The organism is Rhodopila globiformis (assembly GCF_002937115.1).
GTDB classification, from domain to species: Bacteria; Pseudomonadota; Alphaproteobacteria; order Acetobacterales; family Acetobacteraceae; genus Rhodopila; species Rhodopila globiformis.
The window spans coordinates 26,218-43,095 of sequence record NZ_NHRY01000038.1; the positions used below are offsets into that span (position 1 = coordinate 26,218).

Sequence of the window (16,878 nt, forward strand, 5' to 3'; positions counted from 1 at the left end):
ACGCCGAAAAGAAGCCACGGCGCTGCGATCCGGCCCGCGTGTCAATTGCATGAGGATTTATAAGCGAAACATAAATTCCCGGAACGTTGCTGCCCCGCAGCCCCATGCCCGGGCTTCCGGCACCCGGGGCGAGTCGCCCGGCGTCAGTGCCGCACCAGCGACAGCACGATCTCGACGGCGATCAGCACCAGGATCATCGCCTCCATGATCTCGGCCCGCGCCCCGGCGGCCTCGCTGTGCAGCGCGGTGTAGGCCTCGCGGATGATGGCGAGCTTGCGGTCCACCGCGGCGCTGACATTGGGCACCCGGAACAGATCCATCGCCGCCGCATAGACCCGCGCGAGGTAGACGTCCTCGGTCACCTGCAGCGCATTGTCCACCTGCTCGGTCAGTTCGGTGACCTCGGCGACGATGCCGTACAGCCGGCGCGCCAGCTTGGCATAGCGGCGGGAGGCCAGCAGGTGGGTACGCCGCCGCGCCGCCTCCACCAGGTCGTGCATGCGCGGCAGTTCCGCATCCAGCATCTCGTCGTAGGTGCGCATCTCCAGCAACTGCGCATTGGCCATTTCCAGCACGTCGGCCACGTCGGTCTCCTGCCGCGGCTCATAAATGAAGGCGCGGTCCCAGGTGATCACCACCAGGTCGTCCGGGTGATAGGAGAAGCGGTGCCGCAGCAGGTCGCGCCGCGCGCCCTCCGACAGCGGACGCTGCTCGCCCGACAGCATGGGTTCCAGGTCCACGCGCTGCTGCAGTTCATCCGCCGTCACCGTCTCGTCGAAGCGGTCGACCACGGCGAACAGGTAGTCCTCCTGCAGCGGGACCGCGATTGGTCGCTCCAGCGCCTCGCCCAGCAGGTCGCGAAGCTGCGCCAGCTGCGTGGCCCAGACCGCGGCAGCCGCCTCGGGGCCGACGGCGTCGTGGGTGCGGTTGACCAGCTGCGACAGACCGCTCCACGGCAGGTCGCGGACCGTCAGCCGCAGGGCGATGGCGACGATGCCGAAATCATACAGCCGAAGGCCAACCGCGGCGGTCCTGGTTTCGCCGCCGAGATCCAGCGGCATGCTGCCGAACTCCAGCGCCAGCGGTGGCACGCCGAACGAGACGGCCTTGGGCGGCGTGCCGGCGAGCCGGCTGCGCGCGCTCGCCGCCTGCGTGCGCCGGGCCCACAGATCCTCGGCGCGCCGCAGGTCGATCTCATACGCGATATCGAACAGGCGCAGCGCCACCACGTAGCCGGACTGCACCCTGAGCTCTTCGGACATCGTCCGCTCCTGGCTACCTCGTGCCGGATCCGGTCCGGCGGATACGCCGCCGGAAGACCGGGAGGCGGAGGAGCGTCAGGTACCGCCGGCGAATCGCCGGATTGTGCCGCATCGCCCGCCGGCGCGCCAGGACGGATGGCGCGCCGATGGGCCGGCGGAGGCTCACCCGTGGCGGCGGCGGCGCAAGGTCGTCTCTCTATCGTCATGGTCGGGCGTGTCCCGGCCATCTGCGCTTCGACGGCGGGGGGTGGATGGCCGGGACACGCCCGGCCATGACGTAGGGGCAACGGACCTCTCGCCCAATGCCAGCCGCCCACCGTCGTCCAAAATCCTGACAGTTTCCGCCCGTGCCGGCAGGCGTGACTCAAGGTGAATGTTACATTCTCGTGGCAACGTGACACCCGGCCTCATCCATTGATACAGATCACGGCATCGCGCCTCCCGCTGCCCCACTGTCGCTCCCCCCAAGGAGGACACATGAAGGCGCAGATTCTGGACGCAATCGGCGAGCATGGACTGCAGCCGGTGACAGCCGTGAACGCCGGCCTGGCAGCCAACGACCGCATCAAGTACGTCTTCTCCCTGCTGCAAATGGCCCTGGCCCACGCCGGGCACCCCGAGCAGCCGGCAGCCGCGATGAAACAGGACCGCATCGCCTGCGGCATCGACGATCCCGCCCTCGACTCCGTGGTCGCCGAGGCCCGCATGATCGGCAAGCTCTGCCGCGTCCCGGGCGCCGCGCGCATCATGGCGCGCATCGCCGAGGAGATCCGCCTCATGGCCGCCCCGTTCCTCGCCGCCGACAACAGGAAACTCGCCGAGCGGCTCGATTCTCTGCTGGCGGCGCTGCCCGAGGCGAAGGACGACCTGCTCGACCCGGAAACGGCCTCGGCGATGATGCAGGCCGGCCCTGGCCATGCCGACAGCCTGCACCGCCTGGTCATGGACCTGCACAAGCAGCTGAATGCCAGGCAGGCGACGCTGGCCGAGGAAACCATCGACGGCGCCGCCACCTACAACCTCGCCGATGCCGATCGGCCGATGGTCGCGGGATTCATGGCGGGGGTGAACCGGACGGCGCGGCTGAAATTCGACCACCCCGGCCTCGCCACCACCGCCACCCGCACCGCCGAGCGGCTGGTGATCCAGAACGACATCGGCACGACCGACGCGCATGTCGTCGTCATCCACGTGCGGGACCTGTGCGTCAGCGTCACCTACACCGACATTCACCCCGAGCGCCTGGCGTTCTTCCAGGACATGCTGACGCCGCGCGGCGTGGCGTGGGAGACCCAGCGCACCGCCGTGCTCAGCGCCGGCACGCCGTTCTTCCTGGCGACCGGCCGCTTCCAGGCCATCGACGCCGACGCCTGCCGCGCGTACCTGGATTTCCTCGGCTCGCGCCTGGTGTTCCTGATCGACTGGAACCGCGCCCGCAAACAGTTGCGCCAGTTCCTGCGCGGCCCCGACCGCCTGGCGCTGCTGGCCTGGGCGGCGGAGTCCGATATCGGCCACCGCGGCTTCCTGGAACTCGGCGGCGCGAAGCTGGTGAACCAGGCGATCGAGGCCGCCGCCGGGTCCTCGATGCATTTCGGCGACCGGCTGTGCGACGTGCTGGGCGGCGAGGAGACGCTGTCGTTCCTGCGCGTCGTGCTGCAGACCGCGACCGAGGGGTTGCTGGCCGGCGCCTCGCAGGCGCTGATCAACGACCGCGTCCGCGTCGCCCTCGCGGCGCATTTCAGCAACGAGGAACGCCGCCTGCTGCGCATCGCCGCGGACCATGCCGGGCTGGTCTTCGAGCTGGCCAGCCTGGTGCGGGACGGCATCCAGGTCGAACCCGACGGCGCCGGCAAGCGCGTGAAGCGCGCCCGCCGCTTCGAGCACGACGCCGATCGGCTGGTGATCGAGACGCTGAACGCGGTGCGGCGGCGGCCCGATTTCAGCGTGTTCCTGACCCTGTTGCAGGACGCCGACGACGCCGCGGACGAACTGGAGGAAGCGGCCTTCCTGCTGGACCTCGACCTGCTGCAAGGCAAGCCGCTGCAGGACCTACAGGCGCTGGCCGATCTGGTGGCGGCGGCATCGTCGGAGTGGATCAAGGCACTGGGCCACGCCGCACAGATCGGCCTCGCCGCCAGCCGGGCGGAGACCGAGGACTTCCTCACCGCGATCGACCGCGTCACCGCGCTGGAACACCAGGCCGACGACGCCGAGCGCGCCCTGACCGCCTCGGCGGTGCGGCACGCCAAGGACTTCCGCCAACTGCATCTGTTCACCACCATCGGCGCCCGGTTCGAGGCTGCGGCGGATGCGCTGAAGCGCGTCAGCCTGATGCTCCGCGACCACGTGCTGGAGGACGTGATCGATGCCTGACCTGTACCCGATCCTGCCCGGCATCCCCCTCGCTCCGGGCGGCGCGCAGGCGGTCGGCAACAAGGCCTGGAACCTGATCCGGATGGCGCAGGCCGGCCTGCCGGTGCCGTCCGCCTTCGTGCTGCCGACATCCTGGTGCGGCCAGGCGGACCGCGGCGCAACGCTGCGCCCGGCGCTGGCGGCCGGGATCGCCCGGCTGGAGACGGCCACCGGCCGGAGCTTCGGCGGCACCCGGCGCCCGCTGCTGGTGTCCGTCCGCTCCGGCGCCGCCGTGTCGATGCCCGGGATGATGGAGACTGTGCTGGACGTCGGCCTGAACGCCGACACCGTCGAGGCGCTGGTCCGCCTGACCGGCAATCCCCGCCTCGCCTGGGACAGCTACCGCCGCTTGGTGCAGGGCTACGCCGAGGTGGTCGCCGGCCTGCCGACGGCGCCGTTCGATGCCCTGCTGACGGCGGCGGTGGCGCGCGAGGAGGCGGACACCGAGCAGGAACTCGACCATCGCACCCTGCGCGCGCTGACGCTGGCGATGCTGGACTGCTACCGGTCGCTGGCCGGGACGGCGTTCCCGCACGATCCGTACGACCAGCTCGTCGCGGCGGCCGAGGCGGTGTTCCGCTCCTGGGACGCGCCCAAGGCGGCCAGCTACCGCCGGCTGAACGGCATCGGCGACGACGCCGGTACCGCGGTAACCGTGCAGACGATGGTGTTCGGCAATGCCGGCGGCGCCTCGGGTTCCGGCGTCGGCTTCACCCGCGATCCGGCGACGGGCGCGCGCGAGCTGTATTTCGACTTCCAGTTCAACGGCCAGGGCGAGGACGTCGTCGCCGGCCGCCACCGGCTGCGCGACAACGACCGGCTGCGCGTCGTGCTGCCGGCGGTGTGGCAGCGGCTGCAGGAGGTCTGCCGCACCCTGGAGACGCTGTTCCGCGACGCCCAGGACTTCGAGTTCACCGTCCAGTCCGGCACGCTGTACCTGCTGCAGGCCCGCCGTGCCAAGCGGACCGGCTGGGCAGCGGTGACGATCGCCGTCGACCTGGTGCAGGAGGGGCTGCTGACGCCGGAAGAGGCGCTGTCCCACCTGTCCGGGATCGACCTGGACAGCGTGGTCCGCACCCGCTTCGACCGCCCCTCCGCCGCCAGGCTGGCCGAGGCCGAAGTCGCCGGCATCGGCGTGGCCAGCGGCGCTGTCGCGCTGGATACCGCGGCGGTGAAGCGGCTGGCGGCCGAGGGCAGGCCGGCGATCCTGGTGCGGCAGGACACCACGACCGCCGACATCGAGGGCCTGGCCGCGGCAGCCGGGCTGCTTACGGCCTCCGGCGGACGCACCTCGCATGCGACCGTGGTGGCGCGCCAGCTTGGCATCGTCTGCCTCGTCGGCTGCGCGGCGCTGTCGATCGACCTGCAGGCGCGGCGGTGCCGGATTGGCGAGACGGTGCTGGACGAGGGCGATGTCCTGTCCCTGGACGGCAACACCGGCGCCGTCTACGCCGGCCGCCTGGAGCCGGTGACCGAGCGCCCGGAGCAGGCCCTGGCGACAATCCGGGGCTGGAAGGCGACGGAAATCGCGTCGGCTGTTCATCGCGTGACCGCCGTTCAGGCATCAGGGCGATAAGGATCTGTCAGGGGATAGCCGCCTCATTGGGTGCGGGGCGCTGTCCTGTCCCCGTTATGGCGGACCTGCGCCCCATCCGCGTTAAAGCAGTGGCGGTCGTTGCCGCCTCGCCATGCCGGGCGCTGGCCCGGCATCCCGCCTTGCGGTGTTGCAGCCGTGGAAAGGTGTGGATGGTGAACCGGAGTCCGTGCCCTCCCCGGAACCGTCCGTGCTTGCCCATTCTTCCTTGATTTTCAACACGGAGAAGACGGAGGGCACACGAAGCGCCACGGAGACCGGACCATTCTGGCATCCCGGGATCGGACGAACCGCTTCCCCAGTCTGGCGATCAAAGCCGCATCGCAGCGTCGCCGGACCTGGTCGAAGCGGTCTATGCTTTGCACCTGACATACGGCCTGCGGCGCTTTATCGCCTGACTCGTTCACACCCCTTCGTGGCCCTTCGTGATCCTTCGCGTTCTCCGTGTTGAAAATCGGTAGGCAATCCAGACTCCGCCGCCACCTCGACCCGCCGGGAACGACACCGCCGCTCGTCCCAAGAAATCGGGGAATGGGGGCGGACTCTTCGGCGGCCGGCACCAGTTCAACGCCAAGAGAGCCTGCGTCCATCATGACGACGTCGTGCAGCCGGGCGCTCCATGAATGCGCCAGAGGCGGCGGCTTTTCGCGGACGGGCCCAGGAGACCCGGACGCCAATCCAGCCCCGGCCGCGACCGGCGGCGCGGGTTCCCGGGCGTAGCACGTGCCGGGTTGACGGACGGCGGCGTGCAGGGTCAAAACGATATCCGGATTCCGCAGCAAGATGGGGGGGGCCGGCGGTGACGAACGGCCATTGCGGATTCTGCAACGTCACATGTATTATAACGAAATGAGACCTATGACCCAAATGGCGCACGCGACAGAGGCACGGCTTATGAACTACCGCGCGGAGTTGATCGGCAAGCTTGCCGCAGTTGTGCACGAACTCGGTAAAGTCGTGCTGGTTGTAACGATTTTCCTCGCGCTGTATCAGGGGGGAATGCTCGCGTACCTGCTGTACGTGGACAAGATGCCGTTCGCGGAGGCGCGGACCACCATCCAGACGGGATCATTCCTGCTGGACTACGGCGTGGCGGTCGGGATCGCCTTGTTCATTGCCATCAAGATAGGGCAGCGCGCATTGGTGAAGCAACTGCCGCGATAGCGGCGGTTTCATCGACCTGAGGCAACCGGCCGGACCCCAAGTGGCGGGCCGGGCGTGCCGACGGTTGCGCGGTGTGTGGATCCGGGCGGGGCGCGCCGGTGCTCGCACGCCCTGGCGACGCCTTGCCCGATAGGTCGGGTGGCGCGGCCCGGCGCCCCCCTGACGATGGGGCGGGGCCGTCACGCCCGGCACGTTCCCATGCCGTCATAGCCCGGACAAGGCAGGCCATGCCGGTGGGGAGCGCCGTCGCCCTGTCTCAACCCACCTGCGGCCTGCCCCCCGCTAGACGAGAACCTGCATCGTCATCAGGGCGAACAGAGCGCCCAGCACGACACCGCCAGCGCCGGGCACCGCCCGCTCGCACCACGCCGCCGAAGCGGTGATCCGGTAGGCGGCCGCCAGTTCCCGCAGGCCATAGGCGGCGAAGAACGCGCTCAGGCAGCCGAGCGCCACCGCACCAATTTCGTTATGCATGATAAAACACTTCCTGCATGTCGCAATCGTCCGAAGGCGGCCGCTCGCGTCGGCCGCTCACGTAAACGTGTGACGAAACAGAAAGCCAATCGCAACTGTTTCTGTATGACTCAACGTACGAAATGACACGTCCGCCGGACTTGTTGCACGGTTACAAGTTGTTAAACCGCTTCCATGCTGGCCGTACAAGCCGGTTTCGCCCGGCCGGGCCGCTTGTGGCAGGCGACTGAATTGGCTACGGATACCAACATGGGACGTCCAGACCGGAGTGCGCGTAACGGCATCAGCCGGCGCGGTGTTATTGCCGTTCTCCTGACCGGAGCATTCGGCGCAACGCGCGTTCGTGCGGACGTGAGCACGGTTCGCATCGGCTACATCCGGTCGATGATCCGTCATCCGACGATTTCACTGCTGGATCAGCCGACACGCGACGCCGGCCTCGCCGGCGCGAAGCTGGGGCTCGACGACGACAACACCACGGGCAGCGTGACCGGCCAGAACTTTGAGCTGATCGACGTCCCGGTGCGCAAGAACCCCAACCTGCCGGCGGCGCTGGACAAGCTCGCCGGGCAAAATGCGCGCATCGTCATGACCGACCTGCCGGCCGGGGGCGTGCTGGCCCTGGCCGACGCCGCCCGCCCGCGCGACATGACGATCATCAATATCGCCGCGCCGGACGATTCGCTGCGGGAACAGGATTGCCGCGCCAACATGATCCACGTCGCGCCGACGCGCAGCATGCTGGCCGACGCGGTGGCGCAGTACCTGGTGTGGAAGAAATGGACCCGCTGGCTCCTGGTTGTCGGCTCGCACCCCTCCGACCAGCTGCTCGCCGAGGCCTACCGCCGCGCGGCCAAACGCTTCGGCGCCAGGATCGTGATGGAGAAAGTCAGCGAGGACACCGGCGGCTCGCGCGAGAGCGATTCCGGCGTGGTGCAGACCCAGCAGCAGATGCCGGTGCTGACCCAGGGCGCGCCGGACTACGACGTGCTGGTCGCGGCCGACGAGAACCAGGTGTTCGCCGGCTACCTGCCCTATCGCACCTGGGATCCCCGCCCCGTCGCCGGGTCCGCCGGGCTGGAGCCGGTCACCTGGGACGCCAGCAGCGAATCCTGGGGCGGCACCCAGTTGCAGGACCGTTTCGAGCGCCTGTTCCACCGCCGCATGATGCCGCTGGACATGCAGGCCTGGACCGGCGTGCGCATCGTGGGCGAGGCCGCCGCGCGATCCGGCAGCACCGACCCCGACAAGCTGGTCACCACCATCAAGAGCCCGGATTTCGGCATCGCCGCCTACAAGGGACAATTGCTGACCCTGCGCGACTGGGACCTGCAGTTGCGCCAGCCGATCCTGCTGGCCGACGGCCGCACGATCGTTTCGATTTCTCCACAGCCCGGCTTCCTCCACCAGGTGACTACGCTCGACACGCTGGGCGTCGATCGTCCTGAAACGAAGTGCAAACTGCAATGAAAACGACACTGTTCAGGACGGCTTCTCTCTCCGCCGGCATGGTTCTGGCGGCGCTGACTGTTGCACCCCCGGCGCACGCGCTGACCGCCTATGTCAGCAACGAGCGCGACAACACCATCAGCGTCGTCGATCTCGACGCGATGAAGACCATCAAGACCGTCGACGTCGGCCAGCGCCCCCGCGGCATCGCGGTGACCGCCGACGGCAAGGACGTCCTGGTCTGCGCCAGCGACGACGACACCGTGCAGATCGTCGACCGCAAAAGCCTGCAGGTCGTCGGCGAGCTGCCCTCCGGCCCCGATCCGGAAACCTTCGCGCTGGGCGAGCACGGCACGCGGCTGTTCGTCTCGAACGAAAACGACCAGATGGTCACGGTGATCGACGTTCCCACCCGCACCGTCGTGACAACGATCGCGACAGGCGTCGAGCCCGAGGGCATGGGTGTCAGCCCGGACGGCAAGACCATCGTCAATACGTCCGAAACCACCAACATGGCGCATTTCATCGACTACGCCACGCACAAGGTGGTGGCGGCCGTGCTGGTGGACCCGCGCCCGCGCATCGCGATGTTCAAGCATGACGGGTCGGAGGTCTGGGTCTCGTCCGAAGTCGGCGGCACCGTGAGCGTGATCGACCCGGTCAGGCACGTGGTGAAATACAAGATCCACTTCGAGGTCCAGGGCCTGCGGTCCAACGTCATCCAGCCCGTCGGCATCCGCTTCACCCAGGACGACAAGACGGCCTTCGTCGCCCTCGGCCCGGCCAACCGGGTCGCGGTGGTCGACGCGGCAAACGGCAAGGTCGAGAAATACCTGCTCGTCGGCCAGCGCGTCTGGCAGATGGCATTCACTCCGGAGGACAAGTACCTGTTGACCACCAACGGACTTTCCAACGACATCTCGGTCATCGACGTCGCCGATCTGAAGGTGATCAAGTCGATCCAGGTGGGACGCCAGCCCTGGGGCGTGGCGGTGGCCTCGCCATGAACGTCATCTCCCCCGACATGACCGTCGCCACCGCCGTGCCCGCCCTGTCGGTCACCGGCGTCAGCCACTCCTACGGTTCGCGCCGGGCGCTGGACAACGTGTCGCTGACCGTGCCGCAGGGCGAGTTCACCGCCGTGCTCGGCCTGAACGGCGCCGGCAAGACCACGCTGCTGTCGCTGATCACCCGCCTGTTCGACGCCAGGCAAGGCAGCATCAGCGTCCTGGGCTACCGCATCGACCGCGAACCCGGGGAGGCGCTGCGGCGCCTCGGCGTGGTGTTCCAGGCGCGCACGCTCGACCTCGACCTGTCGGTGATGGAGAACCTGCTGTTCCACGCCGCGCTGCACGGCATCGGCGGCCGCGAGGCCCGCCGCCGCGCCCATGCCGCGCTGCTCGACGTCGGCATCGCCGAACGGGCCAAGGACAAGGCGCGGAACCTGTCGGGCGGGCAGATGCGGCGGGTGGAAATCGCCCGTTCGCTGATGCACGAGCCGCGCCTGCTGGTGCTCGACGAGCCGACGGTCGGCCTCGACATCGCCTCCAAGGTCGCCATCGTGACGCATGTCCGCAGGCTGGTGCGGGAGCGCGGCGTCGGCGTGTTGTGGACGACGCACCTGCTGGATGAGATCGAGCCGGACGACAACATCCTGATCCTGCACCTGGGCAAGCCGCAGGCGCATGGCGTCGTGCGCGACGTCGTCGCCGCCTCGGGGCAGGACACGCTGCGCGCCGCCTTCACCGCGTTGACCGAAGCGCCGCCGCAGGAGGCCGCATGAGCGACCTCGCATTCGACACGATCGAAGCCCCCACGCGTGGCTTCACCGTCGGGCAGTACCTGATCTGCCTGCGCGGCATCATGTGGCGCGAGGCGCTGCGCTTCGTGCACCAGCGGGAACGTTTCGTCTCCGCCCTGGTGCGGCCGCTGGTCTGGCTGTTCATCTTCGCCGCCGGCTTCCGCCAGATCCTGGGCGTGTCCATCATCCCGCCGTATGAGACCTACGTTTTGTATGAGGTCTACGTCACGCCAGGGCTGATCGCCATGATCCAGCTGTTCAACGGCATGCAGTCCTCCTTGTCGATGGTCTATGACCGCGAGATGGGCAACATGCGCATGCTGCTGGTCAGCCCGTTCCCGCGCTGGTTCCTGATCGTCTCCAAGCTGCTGTCGAGCACGGCGGTTTCCATCCTGCAGGTCGCGGCGTTCCTGGTGGTGGCGACGATCTGGGGCGTCGACATCCCCACCTGGGGCTACGTCACGGTGCTGCCGGCACTGGTGCTGGTGGGCCTGATGCTGGGCGCGCTGGGGATGCTGCTGTCGTCGCTGATCAAGCAGCTGGAGAATTTCGCCGGCGTGATGAACTTCGTGATCTTCCCGATGTTCTTCGCCTCCTCGGCGCTGTACCCGCTGTGGCTGGTGCAGCAGTCGAGCCCGGTTGTCTACACCATCTGCAGGCTCAACCCGTTCACCTACGGCATCGAGCTGATCCGCTTCTCGCTCTACGGCAAGCTCGACCTGCTTTCGCTCGCCGTGGTCCTTATCGCAGCCATCATCTTTACCATCGGGGCGATCCTGGCGTACGACCCCTCCCGGGGACTACTGGTGCGGCGCGGGGGAGGGCCGGCATGACCATGACAACGAACATCACGCGCCGGGCGGCGCTGGCCGCCGCGGCAGGCTTGGTTGCGGTGCCGGGGGTTGCGGTACCGGGACAGGCGGCGGCGCTGCCGGACCTCCGGTTGGGCACCGTGCAGTACGGCAGCGTGCAGTGGGTGGCCGACACCATCCGCCGCGGCAAGCTGGATGCCCGTCACGGCTTCACGCTGCGCACCACGATGCTGGCGAACACCGAATCCGGGCGCGTCGCGCTGATGGCCGGCGCCACGGACGTGATCCTGTCCGACTGGCCGTTCGTTGCGGTGCAGCGGGCGGCCGGCACGAAGCTGTCGTTCGCGCCGTTTTCCAGCGCCACCGGCGGCATCATGACGGCGGCGAACTCGCCGATCCGGCAGCTGGCCGATCTACGCGGCCGCAAGCTGGGTGTGGCGGGCGGGCCGGCCGACAAGTCCTGGCTGCTGGTCCAGGCCGCCGCCCGCAAGCAGGGCATCGACCTCGCCAGCGAGGCCAAGCCGATATACGGCGCGCCGCCGCTGCTCGGCGGGAAATTGCAGCAGGGCGAGCTGGATGCCGTCCTGACCTACTGGAATTTCGCCGCACGGCTGGAGGCTGCCGGCTTCCGCGAGGCCATTTCGGTGTCCGACTGCACCAAGGCGCTGGACATCTCCCCGCACATCAGCATGGTCGGCTTCGTGTTCCACCAGGACTGGGCCGAGGCAAACCGCCGCACCCTCGACGGCTTCCTGGCAGCGGTGGACGAGGCGCAGCGCCGCCTGGCCGAGTCGGATGCGGAATGGACCGCCGTGCGGCCGCTGATGAACGCCGATAGCGACACGCTGTTCGTGCGCCTGCGCGACCGCTACCGCGACGGGCTGCACCACGTCGATGCCGCGGAACAGGCGCGCGGCGCCGCCCGCCTGCTGGCGGTGCTGCATGAAACCGGCGGCGCGCAGGCGACCGGCGGCATTGCGACGCTGCCGCCGGGCGTGTTCTGGCCAGGCAGAAATGGATCGACCTGACCGCCGGGCTCCAACTCTCGCTGCACGCGACCGCCTGCTGTCGCTGTTCGGTTTCCTGGCGGTCTGGTGGGTCGGGGCGTACCTGGCGACGTCTTCGACACTGCTTCCGGGGCCGCAACGGGTGGCCCTGTTCGCCTGGCACGAATGCCTGACCGGCGCGCTGCCGGCGGCGTTCGCCGCGACGCTGGCGCGCGTGCTGATCGCCTTCGTCCTCGCCATGATCGGCGGCACCGCCCTCGGCTACGTCTCGGGCAAATCGGCGCGGGTGAACGGCTGGGTGGACCCGTGGGTGGTGATCGGGCTCAACCTGCCGGTGCTGGTGGTGATCGTGCTGGCCTATATCTGGGTCGGCCTGAACGATGCGGCGGCGATCCTGGCGGTGGTGCTGGCCAAGGCGCCGACGGTGGTGGTGACAGTGCGCGAGGGCGCGCGGGCGCTCGATCCGGGGCTGGCGGAAATGGCGCAGGCGTTCCACCTGCCGCCGTGGCGGCGCCTGCGCTACGTGGTACTGCCGCAACTGCTGCCGTATATCGCCGCAGCAGGGCGCAGCGGGCTGTCGATCACCTGGAAGATCGTATTGGTTGTGGAACTGCTCGGCCGCCCCAGCGGCGTCGGCTATGCGCTGAACCTGTTCTTCCAAAACTTCAACGTCACCGGTATCCTGGCTTACGGCCTGACGTTCGCCGGCCTGATGCTGGTGGTCGAGGCCGCCGTGCTGCAGCCGCTGGAGCGGCGGGCCACCGCCTGGCGGTCCAATGCTTGACGTCCGGATCGACCGCAAGGCCTACCGCACCGAACTGGGCACGGAACGGACCGTCCTGCAGGACATCCACTTCACCGTCGCCCGCGGCGAGATCGTCGGGCTGCTGGGCGCGTCCGGCGCAGGCAAGAGCACCATGCTGCGCATCCTGCTCGGCCTGGACGAGGCATTCGAGGGCGAAGTGCGGCGCAACTGCCGCCGCATCGGCGTGGTGTTCCAGGAACCGCGCCTGCTGCCCTGGCTGACGGTGGCGGACAACATCCGGCTGGTGGTGACGCCCGACATGCCGCAACCGGATATCGACGCGCTGCTGGATGCGGTGCGCCTGCCGCATGTCGCCGCACTGCGGCCACGGCAACTGTCGCTGGGGATGGCGCGGCGGGTCGCGCTGGCGCGGGCGCTGGCGATCGTGCCGGAACTGCTGGTGCTGGACGAGCCGTTCGCCTCATTGGACGCGCGGCTGGGCGCGGGGCTGGCGGAGAGCGTCTCGGCCTGGGCGCGCCACAGCGGCGCAGCGGTGGTGGTGGCGACGCACGACCTGGCGCAGGCGCTGGAACGGGTTTCGCGGCTGCTGATCCTGGCCGAAACGCCGACGACGCTGTGCGCCGATCTGCCGGTTCCCGCCGGGAGCACGGGGCTGTACACAAAACTGATCCATGAATTCGCCTTCCTGCGCGCCGAGAGCAGCCAGCCGGCGGGGCAGGGGCAATTGCCTTTTCTGGCGCCGCCCGGCTAGCATCCGGCAACGGGAATGAACCGTGGGACCCGGCGCCGCGGCGGCGGGCGATGGCTGCTGTCGCCGTATCCGGCCAGGCCGATGCGGGGGCGAACGAGACTTAAGTTGTATTTACATTCCCGCGGCTTTGGGTAGCGTCACCGCCGTGGCCCTGGCACCGGTGGTCCACGGCAGACAAGACAAACCATCAAGAAGGGAAAGGGAGAGGAACATGATCCTGTCGGTTATTTACCAATTGCAGCCTGGCCAGAAATTCGATCTCGACTACTACACCAAGAGCCACATTCCGCTGGTGCAGGACCGGCTGCAGAACCTCGGCCTGAAGAGTGTGCAGGTGCTGCATGGCACCGGCTCGCCGGGCGGGCCGCCGCCGGTCAAGCTGATCGCCCTGCTGGAATTCGACTCGATTCAGTCGTTCCAGAACGGCATGGAAAAGCACGGCGCGGAAATCATGGGCGACGTTGCCAAGTTCACCGACACGCAGCCACAGATCCAGTTCAACGACAAACTGAGCTAGGCTTCCGCGGGGGCCGCCGGGTCGTCGCACTGTCGTCATGGCCGGGCGTGTCCCGGCCATCCACCCCCCCGTCGTTGAAGCGCAGATGGCCGGGATACGCCCGGCCATGACCGAGAGGCAATGGGCCCAGCCCTGTCTCTCTAAGGCGACGCCCAAAAATAAGCGCTCCAATTCAACGGAGCGACATCCTCGCCAATGGCATGCTGAACAGTGCTGCGGTGGCGCGCTTATTTTTGGGCGTCGCCTAAGTTAGCGCCTGTTGCGGACACGTCCGGCCATGACGGGGTGGCAACAGACGGCCCTGTTACAACACCGGTGCAACGAAGGCCGGCCAGCCATGTTCTACGACGCTGAACCAGGCAGGAGGCGTGGATGCGCCGGTTGTTCAAGGAATGGCGCCGCGTCCAACCGGCCGAGGGCCAGCCCACGGCGTCGAATTTGCCGGCTATCGCGACCCTGGTCGCCACAGCCATGATCTTCGGACTGACCTTTGGTCTCAGCGCGCCGCTGCTCGCCCTGAACCTGACGCAGATGGGCTTTGGCAAGGGCTTCGTCGGCGCGAATGCTGCAATGTATGCCGTCGGCGTCCTTGTCGTGGCACCGCTGCTGCCGGGCCTTTGCTGGCGAATTGGTCCGAAGGCGCCGATTGCGGGTGCCCTGCTGCTGGCCGCCGCGACGCTCGCGCTATTCCCGGTCATGTCGGCCGTGTGGCTGTGGTTTCCTTCGCGGGCTGTCCTCGGTGCTGCGTCCGACACCATGTTCGTCATGTCCCAGGCCTGGTTGAGCCAGCTCAGCAACGAGGCCAGCCGCGCGTGGACGATGGCAATCTACACGGCGTCGTCATCGCTCGGCTTCGCGCTTGGTCCGGTCGTGCTGACGGCCACCGGGACGCAAGGCCCGCTGCCGTTCCTGACCGGCGGCGGCATCGCTTTGCTGGCTTTGCTGTTCACCGCCATGCCCTGGCTGCGGGCGCCGGTTCTGGAACGTCCCGCTTATCCGAGCATGCTCCGTTACCTGGCGCTCGCGCCGATGGCGCTCGGCGGCACGCTGATCAATGCGGCGGTGGAGACGGCCGGGATGACGTTCCTGCCGCTGTACGCGATGCGCGTCGGCTGGGGCGAGAAGCCGGCCACGCTGTTGCTGACGGTACTGCTGCTCGGGGCGATTCTGCTGCAACTGCCCATCGGCTGGCTTGGCGACCGGATGGATCGGCGCTGGCTGGTGATCGGCCTTGGCACCGCGTCCTGTGCCGGCGCGCTGCTGTGGTCGTTTGTCCTCGCCGCACCGGCCGTTGCTTATGTGTTGCTTTTCCTCTGGGGCGGATTGTTCGTCGGCATCTATACAATTATGATGACGATGGATGGCAGCCGTTTCCGCGGCGGCGACCTTCTCGGTCTATGCGGTGATGTCCGTGGCCTGGGGCGCCGGCGCGTTCGTCGGCCCGGGCGCGGACGGAACCGCTATGGCGCTTACGCCGCATGGCCTGCCGCTGTTTGCCGCGGCTGTCTGTGCCGCCTTCACCATGCTGGCACTCGTCCGGCGCAACGGAGCGTAGCGCGTTCGGGCGCGGCGCACATGCGGGTGCCGTCAGCGCATAATGCCATGCATGTTGTCGATGCCGGCGTCATGACATCTGCCTGATGCGGCTCGCGCTGTCCCGACGCCCCGGCAGCGGAACGCTTGCCGGCTCGGGACGATGCCGCTGATCGAGCGCCGCGCTCGTCACCGGCGGGCCGCCCGGCCGTCCCGGCATTGCGGCTGAATGTTGCGATATTGTTGCGATTGGTGAGGCGCATCTCCGGTGCGGGCTGGAGAGCCCCCAGTCTTGATTTTCTTGTTTCATTCGCTCTTGCAGCTGGCCTGCTATTTTGGCTAACGAATAGCCGCCTTCCGCAGCTAAAATAATAGCTCACGACAAACAAATATTCGAGGTACGTCAATGTGGCCTGCCATCCCTCGCCAGCTTGCGGGATTGATTGCCGGTGCAATGCTGCTGTTGCCGATCGGCAGCGCATGGGCTGCCAGTCCGTACTTCCCGGATCCGACCTATAGTTCGACGCGATACAACGACGACTTCACTTATCTGGCCAATAAGTCAAAAGGCACAGATGCCTGGGACATGTTCAAGTACATGCCCATCGCCGACAGCCCGTACGGCCCGACCTATCTCAGCTTCAGCGGCGAGGTACGGGAACGTTTTGAATCGTACCTGAATCCGAACTTCGGCATCAGGGCGCCGAAAAGCAACGCCTACCTGTTGCAGCGGTTGGTTCTGGGCGCCGACCTGCACATGACCGATTACTTTCGCGCATTTATACAAGTTGGTGAGTGGGATCGCCTGGGCAATCGCGGCCTGCCCTCCACCACGGACATCAATCATCTCGACATGCTCCAGGGCTTCGTCGACATCCGTCCGCCGCTGCCCGTGCCAACCGTCAACCTGCCGATTTTCCGCATTGGGCGGGAGGAGATCCTGTTCGGCTACCAGCGCCTCGTCGCCGTGCGCGAGGGGCCCAATGTGCGCCGGGCCTTCGACGTCTTCCGCTTCATCGAGCAATGGGGCGGCGCGACGTTCAACCTGCTGGGCGTCCGCCCGGTGGCCAATTCCATCGGCGTGTTCGACGACCATACCAACATGAACCAGCTCCTCTGGGGCGCCTATTTCACCGTGCCGCTTGGCCCGGCGATGAAAGCCGACCTGTATGAGCTGAACTCACTGCTGTCCGGTTCGCTGATCTTGGATCTTCGATAACCGGCGGATACAGCAGACCGCAGGTTAGTTGGGACGCAGACGGCCTGTCTTCATCGTCATGGCCCGGCTTGTCCGGGCCACCTATTCCAGCACGTGTGCCGCGACAGGTGGCCCGGA

15 protein-coding genes are annotated in these 16,878 nt (G+C 67.7%); 13 read left to right on the forward strand and 2 right to left on the reverse strand.

What is annotated here, in order from left to right; translation table 11 throughout:
- Positions 1 to 143 precede the first annotated feature (143 nt).
- A complete protein-coding gene (locus tag CCS01_RS02155; RefSeq protein ID WP_104517181.1) occupies positions 144 to 1,262 on the reverse strand; it encodes a hypothetical protein in 1,119 nt (372 codons plus the stop codon).
- A gap of 477 nt (positions 1,263 to 1,739) precedes the next feature.
- On the opposite strand from CCS01_RS02155, the gene CCS01_RS02160 reads away from it, so the two are divergent.
- The 3 genes from CCS01_RS02160 to CCS01_RS02170 all read left to right on the forward strand — a co-directional run bounded on the left by CCS01_RS02160 (position 1,740) and on the right by CCS01_RS02170 (position 6,432).
- Positions 1,740 to 3,635 carry a DUF47 domain-containing protein gene (locus tag CCS01_RS02160; RefSeq protein ID WP_104517182.1) on the forward strand — a complete coding sequence of 632 codons (1,896 nt, stop codon included), beginning with the start codon at positions 1,740 to 1,742 and terminating at the stop codon, positions 3,633 to 3,635.
- On the forward strand, positions 3,628 to 5,250 hold the full coding sequence (locus CCS01_RS02165) for a PEP/pyruvate-binding domain-containing protein (RefSeq protein WP_104517183.1): 1,623 nt from the start codon (positions 3,628 to 3,630) through the stop codon (positions 5,248 to 5,250). Before CCS01_RS02160 ends, CCS01_RS02165 begins: the two co-directional genes overlap by 8 nt.
- A gap of 912 nt (positions 5,251 to 6,162) precedes the next feature.
- Entirely contained in the window at positions 6,163 to 6,432 is a 270-nt protein-coding gene (locus tag CCS01_RS02170; protein WP_146101535.1) for a hypothetical protein, read from the forward strand.
- Between the two features lie 282 nt (positions 6,433 to 6,714).
- Here CCS01_RS02170 and CCS01_RS02175 read toward each other — a convergent pair whose 3' ends face one another.
- A complete protein-coding gene (locus CCS01_RS02175) occupies positions 6,715 to 6,906 on the reverse strand; it encodes a hypothetical protein (RefSeq protein ID WP_104517185.1) in 192 nt (63 codons plus the stop codon).
- Positions 6,907 to 7,257: 351 nt separating this feature from the next.
- On the opposite strand from CCS01_RS02175, the gene CCS01_RS02180 reads away from it, so the two are divergent.
- The 10 genes from CCS01_RS02180 (at position 7,258) to CCS01_RS02225 (ending at position 16,761) form a co-directional block, all read left to right on the forward strand.
- Positions 7,258 to 8,376: an ABC transporter substrate-binding protein gene (locus CCS01_RS02180; protein ID WP_204848110.1), complete on the forward strand. Its 1,119-nt coding sequence runs from the start codon at positions 7,258 to 7,260 to the stop codon at positions 8,374 to 8,376.
- The gene (locus tag CCS01_RS02185) at positions 8,373 to 9,362 is read left to right on the forward strand and encodes a PQQ-dependent catabolism-associated beta-propeller protein (RefSeq protein WP_104517187.1); all 990 of its coding nucleotides are present in this window, start codon (positions 8,373 to 8,375) and stop codon (positions 9,360 to 9,362) included. Before CCS01_RS02180 ends, CCS01_RS02185 begins: the two co-directional genes overlap by 4 nt.
- Positions 9,359 to 10,138, forward strand: a complete 780-nt coding sequence (locus tag CCS01_RS02190) for an ABC transporter ATP-binding protein (protein ID WP_104517188.1) — start codon at positions 9,359 to 9,361, stop codon at positions 10,136 to 10,138. Before CCS01_RS02185 ends, CCS01_RS02190 begins: the two co-directional genes overlap by 4 nt.
- Positions 10,135 to 10,989, forward strand: coding sequence for an ABC transporter permease (locus CCS01_RS02195; RefSeq protein WP_104517189.1), 855 nt, complete (start codon positions 10,135 to 10,137; stop codon positions 10,987 to 10,989). The genes CCS01_RS02190 and CCS01_RS02195 overlap by 4 nt, the downstream gene beginning before the upstream one ends.
- A complete protein-coding gene (locus CCS01_RS02200) occupies positions 10,986 to 11,996 on the forward strand; it encodes an ABC transporter substrate-binding protein (RefSeq protein WP_104517190.1) in 1,011 nt (336 codons plus the stop codon). Before CCS01_RS02195 ends, CCS01_RS02200 begins: the two co-directional genes overlap by 4 nt.
- Positions 11,983 to 12,759: an ABC transporter permease gene (locus CCS01_RS02205; protein WP_104517191.1), complete on the forward strand. Its 777-nt coding sequence runs from the start codon at positions 11,983 to 11,985 to the stop codon at positions 12,757 to 12,759. The genes CCS01_RS02200 and CCS01_RS02205 overlap by 14 nt, the downstream gene beginning before the upstream one ends.
- Positions 12,752 to 13,492 (forward strand): ABC transporter ATP-binding protein, encoded by a 741-nt coding sequence (locus CCS01_RS02210; RefSeq protein WP_104517192.1) that lies wholly within the window; start codon positions 12,752 to 12,754, stop codon positions 13,490 to 13,492. The genes CCS01_RS02205 and CCS01_RS02210 overlap by 8 nt, the downstream gene beginning before the upstream one ends.
- A 211-nt stretch (positions 13,493 to 13,703) precedes the next feature.
- Positions 13,704 to 14,009 (forward strand): EthD family reductase, encoded by a 306-nt coding sequence (locus tag CCS01_RS02215; RefSeq protein ID WP_104517193.1) that lies wholly within the window; start codon positions 13,704 to 13,706, stop codon positions 14,007 to 14,009.
- Between the two features lie 372 nt (positions 14,010 to 14,381).
- Positions 14,382 to 15,650: an MFS transporter gene (locus CCS01_RS02220; RefSeq protein ID WP_239991972.1), complete on the forward strand. Its 1,269-nt coding sequence runs from the start codon at positions 14,382 to 14,384 to the stop codon at positions 15,648 to 15,650.
- A 298-nt stretch (positions 15,651 to 15,948) separates the two neighbouring features.
- Positions 15,949 to 16,761 (forward strand): alginate export family protein, encoded by an 813-nt coding sequence (locus CCS01_RS02225; RefSeq protein WP_104517194.1) that lies wholly within the window; start codon positions 15,949 to 15,951, stop codon positions 16,759 to 16,761.
- Positions 16,762 to 16,878 lie beyond the last annotated feature (117 nt).